Origin of the sequence: Sphaerisporangium sp. NPDC049002 (assembly GCF_040649355.1) — a bacterium.
Taxonomy (GTDB): domain Bacteria; phylum Actinomycetota; class Actinomycetes; order Streptosporangiales; family Streptosporangiaceae; genus Sphaerisporangium.
In genome coordinates, this window is sequence record NZ_JBEZFH010000188.1 from 1 (window position 1) to 15,293 (window position 15,293).

Here is a 15,293-nt window from a genome sequence, read left to right on the forward strand (position 1 = left end):
CGATGAGCTCGGGGACGAGCGCGGAGCCGATCCAGCCGGACGCGCCGGTAACGAAAACACGCATGGGAAACCTCCTGGTAGTCGGCCGTCGCCGGCGCTCCCCGAGTCACTGAGCGGCCTCACCAGGCTCGCCCGGCTCGACTGACGCTGCGGCCACTGTGGACGGCCGCCTACGAGGCATCCCCCGAACGTGCCGTGGTCGACGGGCTGTACCGGCTGTTCGGCGGCGACCCGCTCACCGGCCGAGGCGACCCGTTCCAGTCCGTCGTCAAGAACGTCTCCGCACTGGCCTTCCATCCCGACGACCGGCAACTGGCCATCGGCGGCTCCAACTACAGCATGTTTGCCCATCGGTTGCAGGTGTGGGATCCGGTCACCGGCGCCTACCGGCTCCTGTTCGCGAGTACGTACGGTCAACCCGATCACGCCTACACACTGGCCTTCCATCCCGACGGCCAGGTCCTGGCCCACGGCGATCTCGAGGCCGGAAACGGCGTCCAGTTCTGGGCCACCACCGCCAAACCGGTCGGCGCCCCTCTCCTTCACACCACTTCGGTGCGGCGGCTGTTCTTCCACCCTGACGGCCGGTCGCTGGCCACCATGGGCTACGCCCAGGCGCTACGGTCGTGGGATCCGATCACCGGCGAACCCCTCAAGGGCCCACCCACCCCGGACCTCCTCGACGTGGCTATCGGGCCAGGCGGCCACCTGCTGGCCACCTTCGACACCGAAGGGGTGGTACGGCTGTGGGACTGGGTCACCCACGAGCCCGTCGGCACCCCCATGGCCTCACCGGCGACGTCGACGCCTGCGCGATCGCCTTCCACCCAGATGGCGAAATGGTGGCCACCGGCTGCCACGACGGCACACTACGGCTGTGGGACTTGGCCACCGGTGAACTTCTGGGTGCTCCCCTCGCCGGACATCACGGCGGTATCGAAGCGCTGGCCTTCCACCCCGACGGCAATCTGCCGGCCAGCTCCGGCGTGGACTGGACGGGTGGCGGCGCGGGTCAGAAGTGGTAGGCGAGGATGCGGCCGACCCTGCGGAGGAAGTAGAAGCGGTTCATGACGGCGAGGGCGGCTCGGTAGCCGGTGGGGAAGCGGGACACCTCGGGGACGTCGGAGAAGAAGAGCTCGGAGGCCAGGTGGAGGGCGGGGACGGCGGCGGGCAGCTCGGCGGGGTCGTCGAGACCCCAGCGGAGGGTGGCGCCGGTGGCCCTGATCTGCGGCTGGAAGCGGCTCAGCTTGACCGCGAGGCTGCTCAGCGCGTCGAACACGATGTCCCCCGTGGGGAACCGCTCGGTGACGCGGCGCAGGAGGGTGTGGACCTCCTCCGCGGTGAGGTACATCATCAGGCCCTCGGCGACGACCAGCACCGGCCGGTCGGCGGGGACCTGGTCCAGCCAGGCCGGATCGGTGGCGGGCACGCCGATCATCGTGTAACCGGACCGGGGCGGGAAGAGCCGCTCACGTAGCGCGACGATGTCCGGGTAGTCGACGTCGTACCAGCGGACGGTCTCGGGCGGGTCGAGGCGGTAGACGCGGGTGTCGAGGCCACAGGCCAGGTGGATCACCGTCGTGTCCGGCGCGCGGGCGAGGTGGCCCGCGGTGAGGGTGTCGAAGGTCCTGACGCGGATGGCCACGCTGAGCGCGTCGGTGGAGCGCATCCTCAGCTTCGAGAAGTCGTAGTCGATGCGCTCGACGGCCCGCTCGGCGAGCGGGTCCCGCAACACGGGGTCATCGCCGCGGCTGTGCACGGCCCTGCCGTACAGGGTGGCGAGGAGGGTCTCCTTCTCCTTGGTCAGGTGGACCTTCTCGCTCCCCATCCCTCCAATGTAGACCCGACGCTCACAACGGCCGGGAACGGTCCGGCCGGTGCTCGGGCGGGCCCGCGGGCATGGCCGCATCCGGCCGGGGGCGCTGTCGCCGCCGTGTCTTTACATGCCCGTTGCCATGACTGTACGTTAATTTTGATTACCCACAGTGATCAGGAGGTGAGTCACATGCCGGATGACGGCACCGAGCGAGTGCCCGATCCACGAGTGGCGTTCACGAACGTCACGTCGACCGACACGGGCGAGGTCAGCGAGAGCCCGGGGATGGTCGACCGGGCCGTCGTGGTGGCGGGCGAAGGCGAGCATCTGCCACCGCACTCGGAGCAGGCGATCGACAGCAGGCCGCTCTCCCAGCGGTTCATCGAGCCGGAGGAGTAGTCGACCATGGAGCTGCACTTCCGTAACCAGTACACCTCGAAGGTGTGGGTCGCGATCATGTTCTACAGCCCCGACACCTGCCGCGACTACGGCCAGTGGGGCACCCGGGGCTGGTGGGCGATCGATCCGGGTGGAGAAGCGCACGTCCTCAACACCGGCAACCGGTACGCCGCCTTCTACGCCGAGGCCGCCAACGGCGCGATCTGGACCGGCCCCTACGGCCCGATCTACGTCTACCAGAACGCGTTCGACTCCTGCCTCAACATCGGCAGCACCGCGGCCAGGCGCGTCGGCACCCGCCTGGTCGACATGAACGGCTATTCCGTCTACTACGTGAACCTCACCCCCTGACGGGAGCGCGTCCACGAGCGGCCCCGACACCGTGCCATCGGGGCTCGCCCGCCCGCCGCCACACCTACGCCCTCCTCGCGGGTCACGCGCACCACCCCTGACCCCCCGGCCGTGCGTGCCGCGGCCGTGCCCGCCGCGGCGGGGTCAGCGGAGCTTGGGGTCGAGGGCGTCGCGGACGACGTCGCCGAGGAGCAGAAAGCTCAGAACGCTCGCGGTGAGGAACATCGCCGGGAAGACCAGCAGGTGCGGGTACTCCGCGAAGAACACCTGGGCCACGTTCAGCTGGAGCCCCCACGACACGTCCGGATACTGCAGGCCCACGCCGAGGTAGTCGAGCGTGGCCTCCCCCGATATGACGTTGCCCACGTTCAGCATCGCGACCACGAAGACCGGGGCGATGGCGTTCGGCAGGATGTGCTTGATCATGATCCGCCGGTCCCCGGCGCCGAGCGCCCTCGCGGCTTGCACGTAGTCGGTGTCCCGGATGGCGATCACCTGGCCGCGCATGAGCCGGGTCATGGTGGTCCAGCCGAGCAGGACCAGGACGATCGTCATGGCCCAGATCCCGTGCCCGGGGAAGGCGACCAGCACGACCGTCGCCCCGAGGACGAACGGGATGCCGAAGAACACGTCCGTCACCCGGGAGATGATCGCGTCAAGCACGCCGCCGTAGTATCCGCCGAGCAGGCCGAGCACGATGGCGACGAGCAGCGCGGCCACCGTCACCGCGACGCCGATCAGCACGGACGCGCGGGTGCCGTGCACGATCTGCGACCAGTAGTCGCAACCTTGCAGGTCGTACCCGAAGACGGCCCCGCCGCCCGGCCCCTTCTTGGACATCCGCAGGTCGCAGTGCTCGTTCGGGCCGAGCCTTGCGAACAGCGAGGGGAACGCGGCCATCGCGCAGGCGACGAGGAGGATGACCACCGAGATCCAGAACAGGACCCGCCCGCGCAGTTCGAGCCAGGCGTCGTACCACAGGGAGCCCCGGATGTTCCGCTCCGGCTTCGGGCCGTGCGAGGTCGCCTCGACGGAGGCCTTCAGGTCAACCACGGCGGATCCTCGGGTCGAGCACGCCGTACAGCAGGTCGACGAGCAGGTTGGCCACGATGAAGATCATCACCAGGAGGGTGGTGACGCCGACGACGACCGGACCCTCCTGGAGCTGGATCGACTGGAAGACCTGCTGGCCGATGCCGGGCAGGTTGAAGATGCCCTCGGTGACCACGGCGCCCGCCATGAGGTTGCCGAAGTCGACGCCGAGGTAGGTGACGACCGGGATCAGCGAGTTGCGCAGGGTGTGCCTGCCGATGATCCTGGACCGCCGCAGCCCCTTCGCCGCGGCCGTGCGGACGTAGTCGGCCCGGAGGTTCTCGACCACGCTCGTGCGGGTCAGCCGGGCGACGTACGCCAGGCCGAAGGAGCCGAGGACCATGCCGGGCAGCAGGTAGCTCGCCGGCCACCCGTCGTCGGTGCCCGCCGTCGGGAAGAGGCCGAGGTCGAGCCCGAGCACGATCTGGGCGGTGTACCCGACGACGAAGACCGGGACGGCGATCACGAACGTCGTCCCGGCCAGCACCGCCGTGTCGGCGAGCCTGCCCCGGCGCAGCCCCGCGATCACGCCGAGGCCGATGCCGACGACCAGCTCGAAGATCCACGCGGTGAGCGCGAGCTGCGCGGTCACCGCCCAGCGGTCCTGGAGCAGCTCGCTGACCTGCTGCCCGGTGAAGGTCTCCCCGAGGTCGCCTCGAAGGAAGACCCCCGCCATGTAGAGGCCGTACTGCACGATGAGCGGGTCGTTCAGGTGGTAGTGCTCGCGCAGCGTCTGGAGCACGGCCTCCGGAACCGGTTTGTCGCCGGCGAGTGCCAGGATCGGGTCGCCCGGAAGGGAGAACACCATGGCGTAGATGAGGAAGGTGGTGGCCACGAAGACCGGGACGGCCTGGAGCAGGCGGTGGACGGCGTACCTCACCGTGCGCCCGGCTCACCGCCGCGGCGGGCCCGAGAGCCCGCGCGAGCTTCGCCGCCGTGCCCGGCCGCGCGGCCGGTGGCGGCACGGGGGGACCCCGGCTGGCCGGGGGCCGTGCGCGGAGTCCCCATCGCGTGCATCCTTACTTGACCGTGATGGTGTCGAGGTTGGGGCTGTACGGGTCGATCAGAACGCCGGTGATCTTGTTGGAGTAGCCGGCCTGATCCTGCCAGTTCCACAGCGGGATCATCGGCATTTCGGCGAGCGCCACGTCCTCGGCCTGCTGGTAGAGCGGGATGCTCGCCTCCATGGTGGACGCCGAGTTGGCCTTGGCGATCAGGTCGTTGAACTGCTTGTTGTCCCAGCCCATGCGGTTGCCCGCGCCCCACATCGACTCAAGGTAGTTCTGGGGGCTCGGGTAGTCCATGACCCAGTTGTTGCGGTACGGGCCGTCTTCCTTCTTCTCGCGCAGCGTCGACAGGTAGTCGGCGGCGGGGATCTTGCGGAACTGGATGTCGGCGATGCCGAGGTTCTGCTTGAGCTGGTTGGCGACGGCCTGCATCCACTGCTCGTAGCTCGGGTCGGCGTTGGAGAAGTAGAGGTTCAGCGTGCCGGTGAAGCCACCGGCCTTGTCGAACAGCGCCTTGGCCTTGGCCGGGTCGTACGCGCACGCCTCACCGCAGGCGTTCTCGCGGTATCCCGGCACGAGCGGCGCCAGCAGCGAGGCCATCGGCTTGAAGGTGCCGTTGTAGACGGCGTCCACGATGCCCTGCCGGTCGATCGACATCGAGATCGCCTTGCGCAGGTCGGGGCTCTGGAACCGCTTGTCGAACGCCGGGAAGCCGAGGTAGTCCATGGTGCCGCTGGCCGTGGGCACGAACCGGTCGCCGAGCAGCTTCTTGGCCTCGGTCGCGCTCTGCGGCGGGATGGTCTGCAGCAGGTCGACCTTGTTCGCCCGCAGGTCGGTGTACGCCGTGTCGCGGCTGGCGTAGATCTTGAACTGGACCGCGTCCGACTTGGCGGGGCGGGGTCCGGCGTATCCGGCGAACTTCTTCAGCTTGATCCGCTGGTTGTGCGCCCAGTCGCCGTCGAGGGCGAAGGGCCCGTTGCCGATCGGCTTCTGGTCGTAGGCCTTGAGGTCGGTGAAGGCCGCCTTCGGCATCGGCGCGAAGCCCGTGTAGGCCAGCGTGATCGGGAACTGGCTGAACGGCGCCGTCAGGGTCACCTCAAGGGTGGTGGGGTCGACGACCTTGAGGCCGCTCAGCTTCTCGGCGGTGGGCTTGGCGCCCTCGGCCTCGGGGTTGAGCTTGTCGTAGCCCTCGATGTTGGCGAAGTAGTAGTTGTTGGTCCACGCGTTCGGGCCGTAGGCGGCGGCGTTCCAGGCGTCGGCGAAGCTCTCGGCGGTGACGGGCTCGTCGTTGTGGAACTTCTGTCCCGGCTTGATCTTGATGGTCCAGGTCTTCTGGTCGTCGCTCGTCACCGACTCGGCCGCCCGCATCCGGGTCTGGCCCTTGGCGTCGATCACGACGAGCGTGTCGAACAGCGCCTGCAGCACCGTGATCGAGTAGCTGCTCGACGTGTTCCCCGGGGTCAGGTGATCGGGCTCGTTGAGCGCCACGGAGAACTGGCCGGCCCCCTGTCCGCCCTGGTCACCGCTGGAACCTCCGCTGGAACCCCCACAGGCGCCCACCGTGAGCGCCGCCGCGAGGAGGACGGCGGCACCTCGCGCCTTCTTCAGGACCGTCACTGTTCCTCTGCCTCTCCGTCGCACCGGCGTGATGCCGGAGAGGCTAAATAGCGTGGCAAGTGTCTGCATCGGCAAACTTACGTATTCCCTGGAAAGATCTGTCTCGGGCAAGCTGAGAGTGGAGGACCGATGGATCAGATCACCCTGAGCGCACGCCACCTCCACGCGTTCACGGAAGTAGGATTCCAGGTGGCGGGCGGATCCGGGGCCCACGGCGCGATGACGGCGCTGCGGAAGATCATCCCGGTGGAGGCGTACGAGTTCGTCGCGTTCGACCCGGCGACGGGGCGCCACCGCAGCCTGGTGTCCTCCGGATACGCGAGGGTCGACGCGGACGCCGCCGAGGAGTACGCCCGCCTCGACCCCTACCGGCGCGCCATGGCCTCCCGCGTCCCGCTGCCCATGGGCTCCCCCGGCACCGAGCTCTACTACCGCAGGCACCTCGCGCCGTACGGCTGGCGCTCGGGGCTGACCGCGCCGCTGTTCGTGACCGAGGGCAGGTACACCGGCCTGCTGCACGTCAACTCCCGCGAGGCGCTCCCGCCCGAGACGACCACCGTGATCAGCGCCGTCTCCAGCGCCCTGGCCCACGTCACCGACCTCACCCGCTGCGTGATCGACCCGCTCGGGCTGCCCCCGGGCTTCCACGCGGTGGCCTTCGAGCGCGGCGGGCGGCGCCGCGCGGTCGCCGGGTGGCCGGCTTCCGAGGCCGTCGGCCGGGAGCCGGCCATGGCCGAGCTGGCCAGGGACTTCATCGACTCGCGTGAGCTGTCGCGGCGCGGGCTGTGGCTCGACTCGTCGGGCCAGTGGCGCGAGGTACGCGTCCACCGCGCCGGGGTGGGCTTCCACGGCGCCATCCAGGGCGCGGTGATCGCCGAGCGGCCGTGCGCCCTGCCGTACGACCTGACGGCCAGGGAGATCGAGGTGCTCACCAGGGTCGCGCTCGGCGACTCCAACCCGCAGATCGCGGCGGTGCTGGTGCTGAGCGTCCGTACGGTGACCACCCACCTGGAGCACATCTTCGCCAAGCTGGGCTGCGACAGCCGTACGCGCCTGACGACCAAGGTCCTGGCCGAGGGACTCTGCCGCCTCGACCTCCCCTGATCACCGAGGGGAGCTCAGCGGGCGACCCGCAGGGCTCCCTGGGGTGTGGCGGGCGAGGGGTTCAGCAGGTCGACGTGCATCTCGAACCACACGTTGTTGGTCCCGGCCTCGCGGATGAAGCCCCAGCGGTGGGCGAGCGCCTCCAGCAGGAGCAGGCCCCGGCCCCCGGTGTCGAGCGGGGAGGAGGGGCGCCATCCGAAGGGAGGGTCGAGAGAGCCGGCGTCCTGGCAGGCGATGCGCACCCAGTCGGCCGCGTAGGACACGCTGAGCGTGAAGGTCCCGCCGCCGCCCGAGTCGGAGTGTACGACCGCGTTGGTGGCGATCTCGCTGGTCAGAAGGACGCAGTCGTCGTGGAGCGGATGCTTCTTCCCGAGCGCGGAGGACACCAGCCGCCGGGCCCTGGCCACCGCGTCGGGATCGCCGGCGAGGTGCATCACGCGATCACTGGCCGAATCCGCCCTGCCGTACCCTGATGAAGTCATGCGACCCCCCCGTTAGTGAGCTGCTCGCGCCCTGTTAAGGACGCCGGGGTCATCTTTAGAGATGTCGCCAAAAGGTAGGAACATGGTCCCCACCGGGAGGGCCTATATGGCCTGCGAGGAGGACTTTTCGGCTTCGGCGCCTTCCGGCGGCGGGGCCGTGTGGTCCTCCTCGACGATGTCGGCGGCGGAGCGCACGATCTGCGGGTCGGGCGAGCCCACGATCTCGTGGTCCTTGTTGGTGTAGTCGAACTGGCTGAGGACATGACGCATGGCCGCGATGCGGCCGCGCTTCTTGTCGTTGCTCTTGATGACGGTCCAGGGCGCGTCCTCGGTGTCGGTGTTGAGGAACATGTCCTCCTTGGCCCGGGTGTACTCGTTCCACTTGTCCAGGGAGGCGAGGTCCATCGGGGACAGCTTCCACTGCCGTACCGGGTCGACCTGGCGGATGATGAACCGGGTGCGCTGCTCGCGGTGGGACACCGAGAACCACAGCTTGATCAGGTGGATGCCGTCCCTGACCAGCATCCGCTCGAAGAGCGGGGCCTGGACCATGAACTCCTTGTACTCCCGCGGCGTGCAGAAGCCCATGACCCACTCGACCCCGGCGCGGTTGTACCAGGACCGGTCGAACAGGGCGATCTCTCCGGCGGCGGGGAGGTGGGCGACGTACCGCTGGAAATACCACTGCGTGCGCTCGCGCTCACTGGGCTTCTCCAGGGCCACCACGCTCGCCCCGCGGGGGTTGAGGTGCTCCATGAACCGCTTGATCGTCCCGCCTTTGCCGGCGGCGTCGCGGCCCTCGAAGAGGATCACCAGCCGGCCCCCGGTGTCCTTGATCCAGTACTGGAGCTTCAGCAGTTCGATCTGCAGCAGCCGCTTGGTCTGCTCGTACTCGGAGCGCGACATCCGTTCGGTGTAGGGGTAGTGCTCCCGCCAGGTGTCCACCACGCGCCCGTCGGCGTACAGCAGCACCGGGTCGTCGTCGTCACTGGAATCGACCCAGAGTCCGGGGGTACGGTCGAGCAGTTCGCTCGACTCGGCGGCCTGAGGATAGAGAACTTCCGAAGGCTCCATACCGCCAGTTTTACATATGTTTGTACCGGTCAGTAGCACAGTGGAGCCGTGCGGGGCCGGAGTCCGGCACCCGCGTCCTGAGTGCCTTTCCGGACCGGCGTCGGCGATACACTGGCGGCCGCAGGTCTCGATCGAAGTACATAGCAGGCGAAAACCGTCCAGGCGCGGCGGCGCGATGCGACCATTGAACCGCAAGGATCACGCGAGTTGAACGCCTCCGTCTTTGACGTTCGGCACAGGGAGCGGCCGGATGGGTCTGAAACTGGCGATCAGCAGTCATCGTGACCCTGATTGCACGCTCGTCGCGATCATCGGCGACCTGGACGCGACCACGTACTCCACCGCCAGGGAACAGCTGCGCGCCCTCGTCGCCGAGGGACGCGACCGCATCGTCATCGACGTCACCGAGCTCGGGTTCTGCGACTCCGGCGGCCTCTGGATCCTGCTTGAGGTCCACCGTCAGGCGGAGAGGGCCGGCGGGTGGGTCCGGCTCGCCGGGGTGAACGGCTTCCTGCGGCGCCTGTTCGCGCTCACCCGGCTGGACGCCGCCTTCACCATCGACGCCGACGTGACCGCCTCGCTGGCCGCCGTGGCCGGTCGGGAGGAACCGGACCTCTAGGGCTTCTCGGCGGCTGCCTTGATCCTCCGCAGGGTGCTGCGCATCCCCTCCACCATGAGGGCCTCGCGGTCCCTGCCGAGGAAGCCGAGGGCGAGCAGCGCGCGCACCGGCGCGACCGGTGACCCGATGTGCTCCCGCCACTCGCACAGCACCGTGCCGTCGCCGTCGGGCATGAGGCGGTAGCCCCAGCGCATCCGTGACAGCTCCACCTCGAAGGTGAACCGGCGGGGGCGCTCCCACTCGACCACGGTGCAGGTGGTCGCCCAGTGGAACGGGCCCCTGCGGTTGCGTCCACGGAACGAGGCGCCCAGCCGCCCGCCCACGCCCGCGAGCCAATGGCCGCCGGTGCTCTCAGGACTCCACTCGCCGTAGCGGGTGACGTCGGTGACGAGGTCCCATACCTTTCTGGGGGGCGCGTCGATCTTCAGGCACACCTCGTCCATTCGGACTCCTCTCGCCTCGATCGGGTCCCACCGCCTTCCCCTCTCCTCCCGGAGCACCCCGGGATGGGCCCGGCCCGGTCGCGACCACGCTCGAAGCGGACGCTCAGCGCACGGTCAGCCCGGCGCTCACTTCCATCATCCATCACTGCGCCGTGCTGAGCAGGCGCACCGCCTCCAGCGCCAGGGCGAGCTCGACGATGTCACGGGGGCGGGACACGGAGCGCCCGGTCAGCTGCTCGACGCGCCGGATGCGGTTGAAGACCGTGTTGCGGTGGCAGTACAGCTGCCCGGCGGCGCGCGCGGCCGAGCCCTCGCATCGCAGCCAGGCCGAGAGGGTGGCCAGCAGCACGTCGCGATCGGCCGGGTCCAGGGCGAGCAGCGTTCCGAGGACCTCGGAGGTCAGGTGGCCCGCCAGCTCGGGCTCGCAGACCACCAGCGCCGAGGGCAGCCGCCGGTCCAGCCGGGCGATCTCCGGCCCGCAGCCCGAGCACGTGCGCATGGCGATCTCGGCGAGCTTCCTGGCGGTGCCCAGCTCGTCGAGCCCCCCGACGACCGGGCTGACCCCCGCCGGGCCGTACACGAGCGGGGTCATCCCCTCGACCAGCTCCTCCAGCGTGCCTTCCCCGAGGGCGACGACGGCCACCTCGTGCTGGGTGCGCATCCGCCACAGCAGCCGCATCGGCCCGAGCGTCGCCGGATGGGCGTCCGCCCCGTGCCGCCCGCCCTCCGTGGCGGGGGCTCCGTGCCCGTCCCTGCCGGGCCTTCCGGGAGCGTGGCAGGCCCGGCCGGTGCGGTGGCCGTAGTGGTCGTGGCGCAGGGGGAGCCTGATTGTGACCACCGCATAACGACCGCGCTCCGGCAGGTCGAGCGCCGCGGCGGCCGACCGGGCCACGGCCGCGTCGCCGGTGCCCTCCAGGAGGTCGTCCAGCAGCGCGTTCACCCGCTCGTTGCTGCGCCCGAGCAGCTCCTTCTCCCGCCGCCTGTAGGTGTCGGCGGCCATCATGGCCTGCCTGTCGATCGCGTGCCAGACATGCGTCGCGGTCCGGACCAGGGCGCCGAGCAGTTCGGGGTGTTCCCGCTCGATCAGCTCCACGAAGCCGGCCCAGGTCACCTGCGCGGACAGCCGGTACATGCGCATCAGTGAGTCCATGGGCAGGCCCTGGTCGGCGCGGCGGCCCGCCATCTTCCTGGCGAACGTGAGGTCGCGGCGCTCCTCGGGCCTCTGCAGGATCGCCTCGATGCCGATCCTCAGGCCCTCCTCGGTGCTCCGCCAGTGATCTTCGAGGGTGACGAGCTTGCGGTACGCCTCGTCGCCCTCGCGCACCCGGGTCACCAGCTCGTCGGTCAGCTCGGGCAGGCGTTCGAGCAGCCGGGCGGCGGCGATGCGCAACACGTGCCGTACCTTCTCGTCGACGTGCTCGTTTCGCTTGGCGGCCATCCTTCAGAGACTGCCACCCGCTCCCATACGGAACAAGGTTCGGTTTCGTTTCGTGACTCGCCGTTGTGCGGGCGCACAACGGCCTTCCCGCGGTGGTGGGCACCGGTCCCGACTTCACCGCCGCATCTGGACGACGGTGCGCATGCGGCGTTTACGTGTGCCTGCACCGACTGTCAGGAGGAACGACATGGACGCCACGGCGCCCCCGCCCGGTGACGCGGGGCTGGCGGTCAGCGAACTGGTGGTGAGCTACGGCCCGGTGCGCGCGCTGCGCGGGGTGTCCCTCCGGGTGCCTTCCGGATCGATCGTCGCCGTCCTCGGCGCGAACGGCGCGGGGAAGACGACGCTGCTGCGGGCGATCTCGGGGACGCTGCGCTTCCACCGGGGAGCCGTGGGCGGCGGGGCGGTCACCTGGGCGGGGACGCGTTTGTCCGGGGTGTCCGCGCCGGGCGTCGTGGCGCGGGGCGTGACGCAGGTCCCCGAGGGGCGGCGCGTGTTCGCGCGGATGACCGTGGAGGAGAACCTCCGCGCCGGCGCGCTCGGCGCCCGTGGCGGCAAGGAGGCCGCGCGGGCACGGGAAGAGGTCCTGAGCCTGTTCCCCGTCCTCGCCGAGCGCGCCCGTCAAAGGGCCGGCCTGCTCTCCGGGGGCGAGCAGCAGATGCTGGCGATCGGCAGGGCCCTGATGGCGCGTCCCGCCCTGCTGCTCCTGGACGAGCCCACCCTCGGCCTCGCCCCTCTGGTCTCCGCCCGCATCGCCGAGACCGTCAAGGAGATCAACGCCCGTGGCACCTCGGTCCTGCTCATCGAGCAGAACGTGGCCCTGGCCCTGTCGCTGGCCTCGCACGCGTACGTCCTGTCGGTCGGCGAGGTGGTGCTCGACGGCCCGACGGCCGAACTGGCGGCGGGGGACGAGGTGAGGCGCCGGTACCTCGGCGTCACCGGCCCGCCGGGCGAGGACCCCGCGCGACCGGCCGGCGAGCCGGGGCGCCGGACGCTGACGAGGTGGTCCCCATGACCACGTCATACCAACCGGACGGTATGCCCCTTCTCGACGTCAGGGACGTCACCGTGCGCTTCGCCGGGCTGACGGCCCTTTCCGGCGTGAGCCTCGCCGTCGCGCCGGGCACCGTACACGCGGTCATCGGGCCGAACGGCGCCGGCAAGTCGACCTTCTTCAACGTGCTGTCCGGGGTGTACCGGGCGACGTCCGGCAGCGTCCGCTTCGGCGACGCCGAGCTGACGGCGCTGCCGCCCCACCGGGTCGCCGCGCTGGGGGTGGCCCGGACGTTCCAGAACATCGCTCTCTCCCGCCACCTGCCGGTGCTCGACAACCTCATGCTCGGACGCCACCGGCTGACCAGGGCCGGTTTCCTCTCCTCCGGCCTGCGCCTGCCGCCGGCCCGCCGGGAGTGGGCGCGGCACCGGGCCCGCGCGGCCGAGATCGCCGCCTTCGTGGGCCTCGGCGACCACGTCGGCACGCCCGTGGGGCTCCTGCCGTACGGCGTGCAGAAACGGGTGGAGCTGGCCCGCGCCCTGTGCATGGAGCCCCGGCTGCTGCTGCTCGACGAGCCCGTGGCGGGGATGAACGGCGGCGAGCGGCTGGACATGGCCGAGCTGATCGTCGCGGTCAGGCAGAGCCTCGGCATCTCGATCCTGCTCGTCGAGCACGACATGGGCATGGTCATGCGCCTCGCCGACCGGGTCACCGTCCTCGACTTCGGGCGCCGCATCGCCGACGGCACACCCGAAGAGGTGCAGGACGATCCCCAGGTCATCCGCGCCTACCTCGGCACGAGCTCCCAGGAGGACATGTGATCACGTTCCTGGAGCTCCTCGTCAACGGGATCTCCATCGGGGCGGTCTACGCGCTGATCGCCCTCGGCTTCGTCGTCATCTTCAAGGCCACCGAGGTGGTCAACTTCGCGCACGCGTCGCTGCTGCTGGCCGGGGGGTACCTCGTCGCCCGCCTCCAGCCGGTGACCGGCTTCTGGGCCGCGCTGCTGGCCGGCGTCGCCTCGGCGGCGGTCATCGGGGCACTGGTGGAGTTCCTCGTCATCCGGCGGGCCGGTGTGACCTCGCACAGCGTGCTGGCGATCGTCACCATCGGCCTCGACATCGTGCTCACCACCGAGCTGACCCGGCAGATCGGCACCGAGATCCTCGCGCTCGGCGACCCCTGGGGCGACTCGGTGGTCCACCTCGGGCCGGTGACGGTCGCCGAGACCCGGATCGTGGCACTGGTCACGGCCGCGGCGCTGATCGCGCTGTTCCTGCTCGCGTTCACGTACACGGGCTGGGGCATCGCGATGCGGGCCACCGCCGAGGACGCGGAGACGGCCTCGCTGATGGGCATCCGGCTCGGCCGCGTCTCCCTGAGCGCGTGGGCGGTGGCGGGGGCGCTGGCGGCGGTCGCCGCGGTGTTCCTCTGCGTGTTCCCGACGCCGGGGCTGGACCGGGGCACCTCCTTCGCGGCGATCAAGGCCTTCCCCGCGGCGATCCTCGGCGGGCTCGACTCCACGACCGGCGCCCTGGCCGGCGGACTGATCGTCGGGGTCACCGAGGCGCTCATGACCGGCTACCAGAACCAGCTCGCCTTCCTCGGGCGGGGCATCGGGGACGTCGCGCCGTTCCTGGTCATGGTCGTCATCCTGCTGCTGCGCCCGGCCGGACTGTTCGGAACCAGGGAGACCGCCCGTGTCTGACCTTCGCAGGAGGCCCGCCGCACGGTTCCGGCTCGCCAGGGTGCCGATCTTGGTGGCGGGGGCGGTGGTGGCGACGGCCGTACCCTTCTACCTGGAGGGGTTCTGGCTGCAGACCGGGTTGTTCGCGATGTCGGCGGCCGTCGGCGCCATCGGGATCAACCTGCTGACCGGCTCCACCGGGCAGCTGTCCATGGGCCACGCCTTCTTCCTGGCGGTCGGCGCCTACGCCTACGTGTACTTCGCCGCCGTCCCCGAGGAGGGAGCGCGGCACGCGCTCGGCGGCCTCGGCCTGCCCACCCCGCTCGCGGCGGTGCTGGCCGTGCTGACGGCGGGGCTCGCGGGCGGCCTGTTCAGCCCCATCGCGGGCCGCCTCAAGGGCGCCTACCTCGGCATCGCCACCCTCGCGCTGATCTTCCTCGGGCAGCACCTGCTGTTCAACGCCGAGTCCGTCACCGGCGGCTACAACGGCCGGGCCGTACCGCCGCTGGAGCTGTTCGGGCTGGTCTTCGCCGACTCCCCCACGCTGGTCATCCTCGACGTGCCGTTCGGTTCCCTGGAGCGCCTGTGGTTCCTCGGGCTGCTCGCGGTGCTGGGCTCCGCCGCGTTCGCGCGCGGCGTGCTGCGCGGCCGTCCGGGGCCGGCCATGAACACCATCCGCGACCACGAGATCGCCGCGGGCGTCATGGGCGTCCCCGTCGCCCGCTTCCGGGCCGGGGTCTTCGTCCTGTCCTCGATGTACGGGGGGCTCGCCGGGGTGATGCTCGCCCTGGTCTTCCAGCGGACCGTGCCGGACCACTTCGGCATGCTGCTGTCGCTGGACTACCTCGCCATGATCGTCATCGGCGGGCTGGGGTCGGTCGGGGGCGCGGTCATCGGGGCGGTCTTCGTCTCGGTGCTGCCCCAGCTCCTCACCCGCTACAGCGACGCTCTGCCGCTGATCGCCGAGCCCGGCTCCGGCGGGGTGTCCCCCGCCGAGGCGGCCCGCATCCTGTACGGCGCGGCCGTGGTCACGGTGGTGCTCTTCCTGCCCGGCGGCCTGGCCGGGCTCCTCGGCAGGCTGCGCGCGACGATCACCGGCCGGACGTCACCCGCCCGCGCCCCGGAGATCCGGCTCTCCTCCTCACCTTCTCCGTCCCCCTCTCCCGACAC

17 protein-coding genes are annotated in these 15,293 nt (G+C 70.4%); 9 read left to right on the forward strand and 8 right to left on the reverse strand.

Annotated elements, in window-relative coordinates:
- The first annotated feature begins 746 nt into the window (after nucleotides 1-746).
- Nucleotides 747-1,025, forward strand: a complete 279-nt coding sequence (locus AB0B89_RS28360; RefSeq protein WP_358558934.1) for a hypothetical protein — start codon at nucleotides 747-749, stop codon at nucleotides 1,023-1,025.
- Here the strand turns inward: AB0B89_RS28360 and AB0B89_RS28365 are convergent.
- Nucleotides 1,013-1,828, reverse strand: coding sequence for a class I SAM-dependent methyltransferase (locus tag AB0B89_RS28365; RefSeq protein ID WP_358558936.1), 816 nt, complete (start codon nucleotides 1,826-1,828; stop codon nucleotides 1,013-1,015). The genes AB0B89_RS28360 and AB0B89_RS28365 overlap by 13 nt on opposite strands.
- 177 nt (nucleotides 1,829-2,005) lie before the next feature.
- Here AB0B89_RS28365 and AB0B89_RS28370 point away from each other — a divergent pair, with 177 nt between their 5' ends.
- Nucleotides 2,006-2,215 (forward strand): hypothetical protein, encoded by a 210-nt coding sequence (locus AB0B89_RS28370; RefSeq protein WP_358558938.1) that lies wholly within the window; start codon nucleotides 2,006-2,008, stop codon nucleotides 2,213-2,215.
- Nucleotides 2,216-2,221: 6 nt separating this feature from the next.
- Nucleotides 2,222-2,566 (forward strand): DUF1036 domain-containing protein, encoded by a 345-nt coding sequence (locus AB0B89_RS28375; RefSeq protein WP_358558940.1) that lies wholly within the window; start codon nucleotides 2,222-2,224, stop codon nucleotides 2,564-2,566.
- A 144-nt stretch (nucleotides 2,567-2,710) separates the two neighbouring features.
- On the opposite strand, the gene AB0B89_RS28380 is transcribed toward AB0B89_RS28375, so the two are convergent.
- From AB0B89_RS28380 to AB0B89_RS28390, 3 genes are all read right to left on the reverse strand, one after another.
- On the reverse strand, nucleotides 2,711-3,619 hold the full coding sequence (locus tag AB0B89_RS28380) for an ABC transporter permease (RefSeq protein WP_358558942.1): 909 nt from the start codon (nucleotides 3,617-3,619) through the stop codon (nucleotides 2,711-2,713).
- A complete protein-coding gene (locus tag AB0B89_RS28385; protein ID WP_358558944.1) occupies nucleotides 3,612-4,538 on the reverse strand; it encodes an ABC transporter permease in 927 nt (308 codons plus the stop codon). Before AB0B89_RS28385 ends, AB0B89_RS28380 begins: the two co-directional genes overlap by 8 nt.
- A gap of 139 nt (nucleotides 4,539-4,677) precedes the next feature.
- Entirely contained in the window at nucleotides 4,678-6,282 is a 1,605-nt protein-coding gene (locus AB0B89_RS28390; RefSeq protein WP_358558946.1) for an ABC transporter substrate-binding protein, read from the reverse strand.
- A gap of 129 nt (nucleotides 6,283-6,411) precedes the next feature.
- On the opposite strand from AB0B89_RS28390, the gene AB0B89_RS28395 reads away from it, so the two are divergent.
- Nucleotides 6,412-7,386, forward strand: coding sequence for a LuxR C-terminal-related transcriptional regulator (locus AB0B89_RS28395; protein WP_358558948.1), 975 nt, complete (start codon nucleotides 6,412-6,414; stop codon nucleotides 7,384-7,386).
- 14 nt (nucleotides 7,387-7,400) lie between these two features.
- Here AB0B89_RS28395 and AB0B89_RS28400 read toward each other — a convergent pair whose 3' ends face one another.
- The gene (locus tag AB0B89_RS28400) at nucleotides 7,401-7,868 is read right to left on the reverse strand and encodes an ATP-binding protein (protein WP_358558950.1); all 468 of its coding nucleotides are present in this window, start codon (nucleotides 7,866-7,868) and stop codon (nucleotides 7,401-7,403) included.
- Between the two features lie 102 nt (nucleotides 7,869-7,970).
- Nucleotides 7,971-8,942, reverse strand: coding sequence for a polyphosphate kinase 2 (gene ppk2 / locus AB0B89_RS28405; RefSeq protein ID WP_358558952.1), 972 nt, complete (start codon nucleotides 8,940-8,942; stop codon nucleotides 7,971-7,973).
- 250 nt (nucleotides 8,943-9,192) lie between these two features.
- On the opposite strand from ppk2, the gene AB0B89_RS28410 reads away from it, so the two are divergent.
- Complete coding sequence (locus AB0B89_RS28410; RefSeq protein ID WP_358558954.1) at nucleotides 9,193-9,561, forward strand: STAS domain-containing protein; 369 nt, start codon at nucleotides 9,193-9,195, stop codon at nucleotides 9,559-9,561.
- On the opposite strand, the gene AB0B89_RS28415 is transcribed toward AB0B89_RS28410, so the two are convergent.
- Complete coding sequence (locus AB0B89_RS28415) at nucleotides 9,558-10,004, reverse strand: SRPBCC family protein (RefSeq protein ID WP_358558956.1); 447 nt, start codon at nucleotides 10,002-10,004, stop codon at nucleotides 9,558-9,560. The genes AB0B89_RS28410 and AB0B89_RS28415 overlap by 4 nt on opposite strands.
- A 142-nt stretch (nucleotides 10,005-10,146) precedes the next feature.
- Nucleotides 10,147-11,442 carry a helix-turn-helix domain-containing protein gene (locus tag AB0B89_RS28420; RefSeq protein ID WP_358558958.1) on the reverse strand — a complete coding sequence of 432 codons (1,296 nt, stop codon included), beginning with the start codon at nucleotides 11,440-11,442 and terminating at the stop codon, nucleotides 10,147-10,149.
- Between the two features lie 187 nt (nucleotides 11,443-11,629).
- Between AB0B89_RS28420 and AB0B89_RS28425 the strand changes: the two genes are divergently transcribed.
- The 4 genes from AB0B89_RS28425 to AB0B89_RS28440 form a co-directional block, all read left to right on the forward strand.
- A complete protein-coding gene (locus AB0B89_RS28425; RefSeq protein WP_358558960.1) occupies nucleotides 11,630-12,457 on the forward strand; it encodes an ABC transporter ATP-binding protein in 828 nt (275 codons plus the stop codon).
- A complete protein-coding gene (locus tag AB0B89_RS28430; protein WP_358558962.1) occupies nucleotides 12,454-13,257 on the forward strand; it encodes an ABC transporter ATP-binding protein in 804 nt (267 codons plus the stop codon). Before AB0B89_RS28425 ends, AB0B89_RS28430 begins: the two co-directional genes overlap by 4 nt.
- Nucleotides 13,254-14,144 carry a branched-chain amino acid ABC transporter permease gene (locus AB0B89_RS28435; protein ID WP_358558964.1) on the forward strand — a complete coding sequence of 297 codons (891 nt, stop codon included), beginning with the start codon at nucleotides 13,254-13,256 and terminating at the stop codon, nucleotides 14,142-14,144. Before AB0B89_RS28430 ends, AB0B89_RS28435 begins: the two co-directional genes overlap by 4 nt.
- A partial coding sequence (locus tag AB0B89_RS28440; RefSeq protein ID WP_358558965.1) for a branched-chain amino acid ABC transporter permease occupies nucleotides 14,137-15,293 on the forward strand: 1,157 nt, incomplete at its 3' end. The genes AB0B89_RS28435 and AB0B89_RS28440, both read left to right, overlap by 8 nt.

Bases quoted from the DNA above. Each gene is read 5' to 3' on its own strand.
- AB0B89_RS28365 (WP_358558936.1), bottom strand. From the start codon at position 1,828: ATGGGGAGCGAGAAGGTCCACCTGACCAAGGAGAAGGAGACCCTCCTC.
- AB0B89_RS28370 (WP_358558938.1), top strand. From the start codon at position 2,006: ATGCCGGATGACGGCACCGAGCGAGTGCCCGATCCACGAGTGGCGTTC.
- AB0B89_RS28375 (WP_358558940.1), top strand. From the start codon at position 2,222: ATGGAGCTGCACTTCCGTAACCAGTACACCTCGAAGGTGTGGGTCGCG.
- AB0B89_RS28395 (WP_358558948.1), top strand. From the start codon at position 6,412: ATGGATCAGATCACCCTGAGCGCACGCCACCTCCACGCGTTCACGGAA.
- AB0B89_RS28400 (WP_358558950.1), bottom strand. From the start codon at position 7,868: ATGACTTCATCAGGGTACGGCAGGGCGGATTCGGCCAGTGATCGCGTG.
- ppk2 (WP_358558952.1), bottom strand. From the start codon at position 8,942: ATGGAGCCTTCGGAAGTTCTCTATCCTCAGGCCGCCGAGTCGAGCGAA.
- AB0B89_RS28410 (WP_358558954.1), top strand. From the start codon at position 9,193: ATGGGTCTGAAACTGGCGATCAGCAGTCATCGTGACCCTGATTGCACG.
- AB0B89_RS28415 (WP_358558956.1), bottom strand. From the start codon at position 10,004: ATGGACGAGGTGTGCCTGAAGATCGACGCGCCCCCCAGAAAGGTATGG.
- AB0B89_RS28420 (WP_358558958.1), bottom strand. From the start codon at position 11,442: ATGGCCGCCAAGCGAAACGAGCACGTCGACGAGAAGGTACGGCACGTG.
- AB0B89_RS28425 (WP_358558960.1), top strand. From the start codon at position 11,630: ATGGACGCCACGGCGCCCCCGCCCGGTGACGCGGGGCTGGCGGTCAGC.
- AB0B89_RS28430 (WP_358558962.1), top strand. From the start codon at position 12,454: ATGACCACGTCATACCAACCGGACGGTATGCCCCTTCTCGACGTCAGG.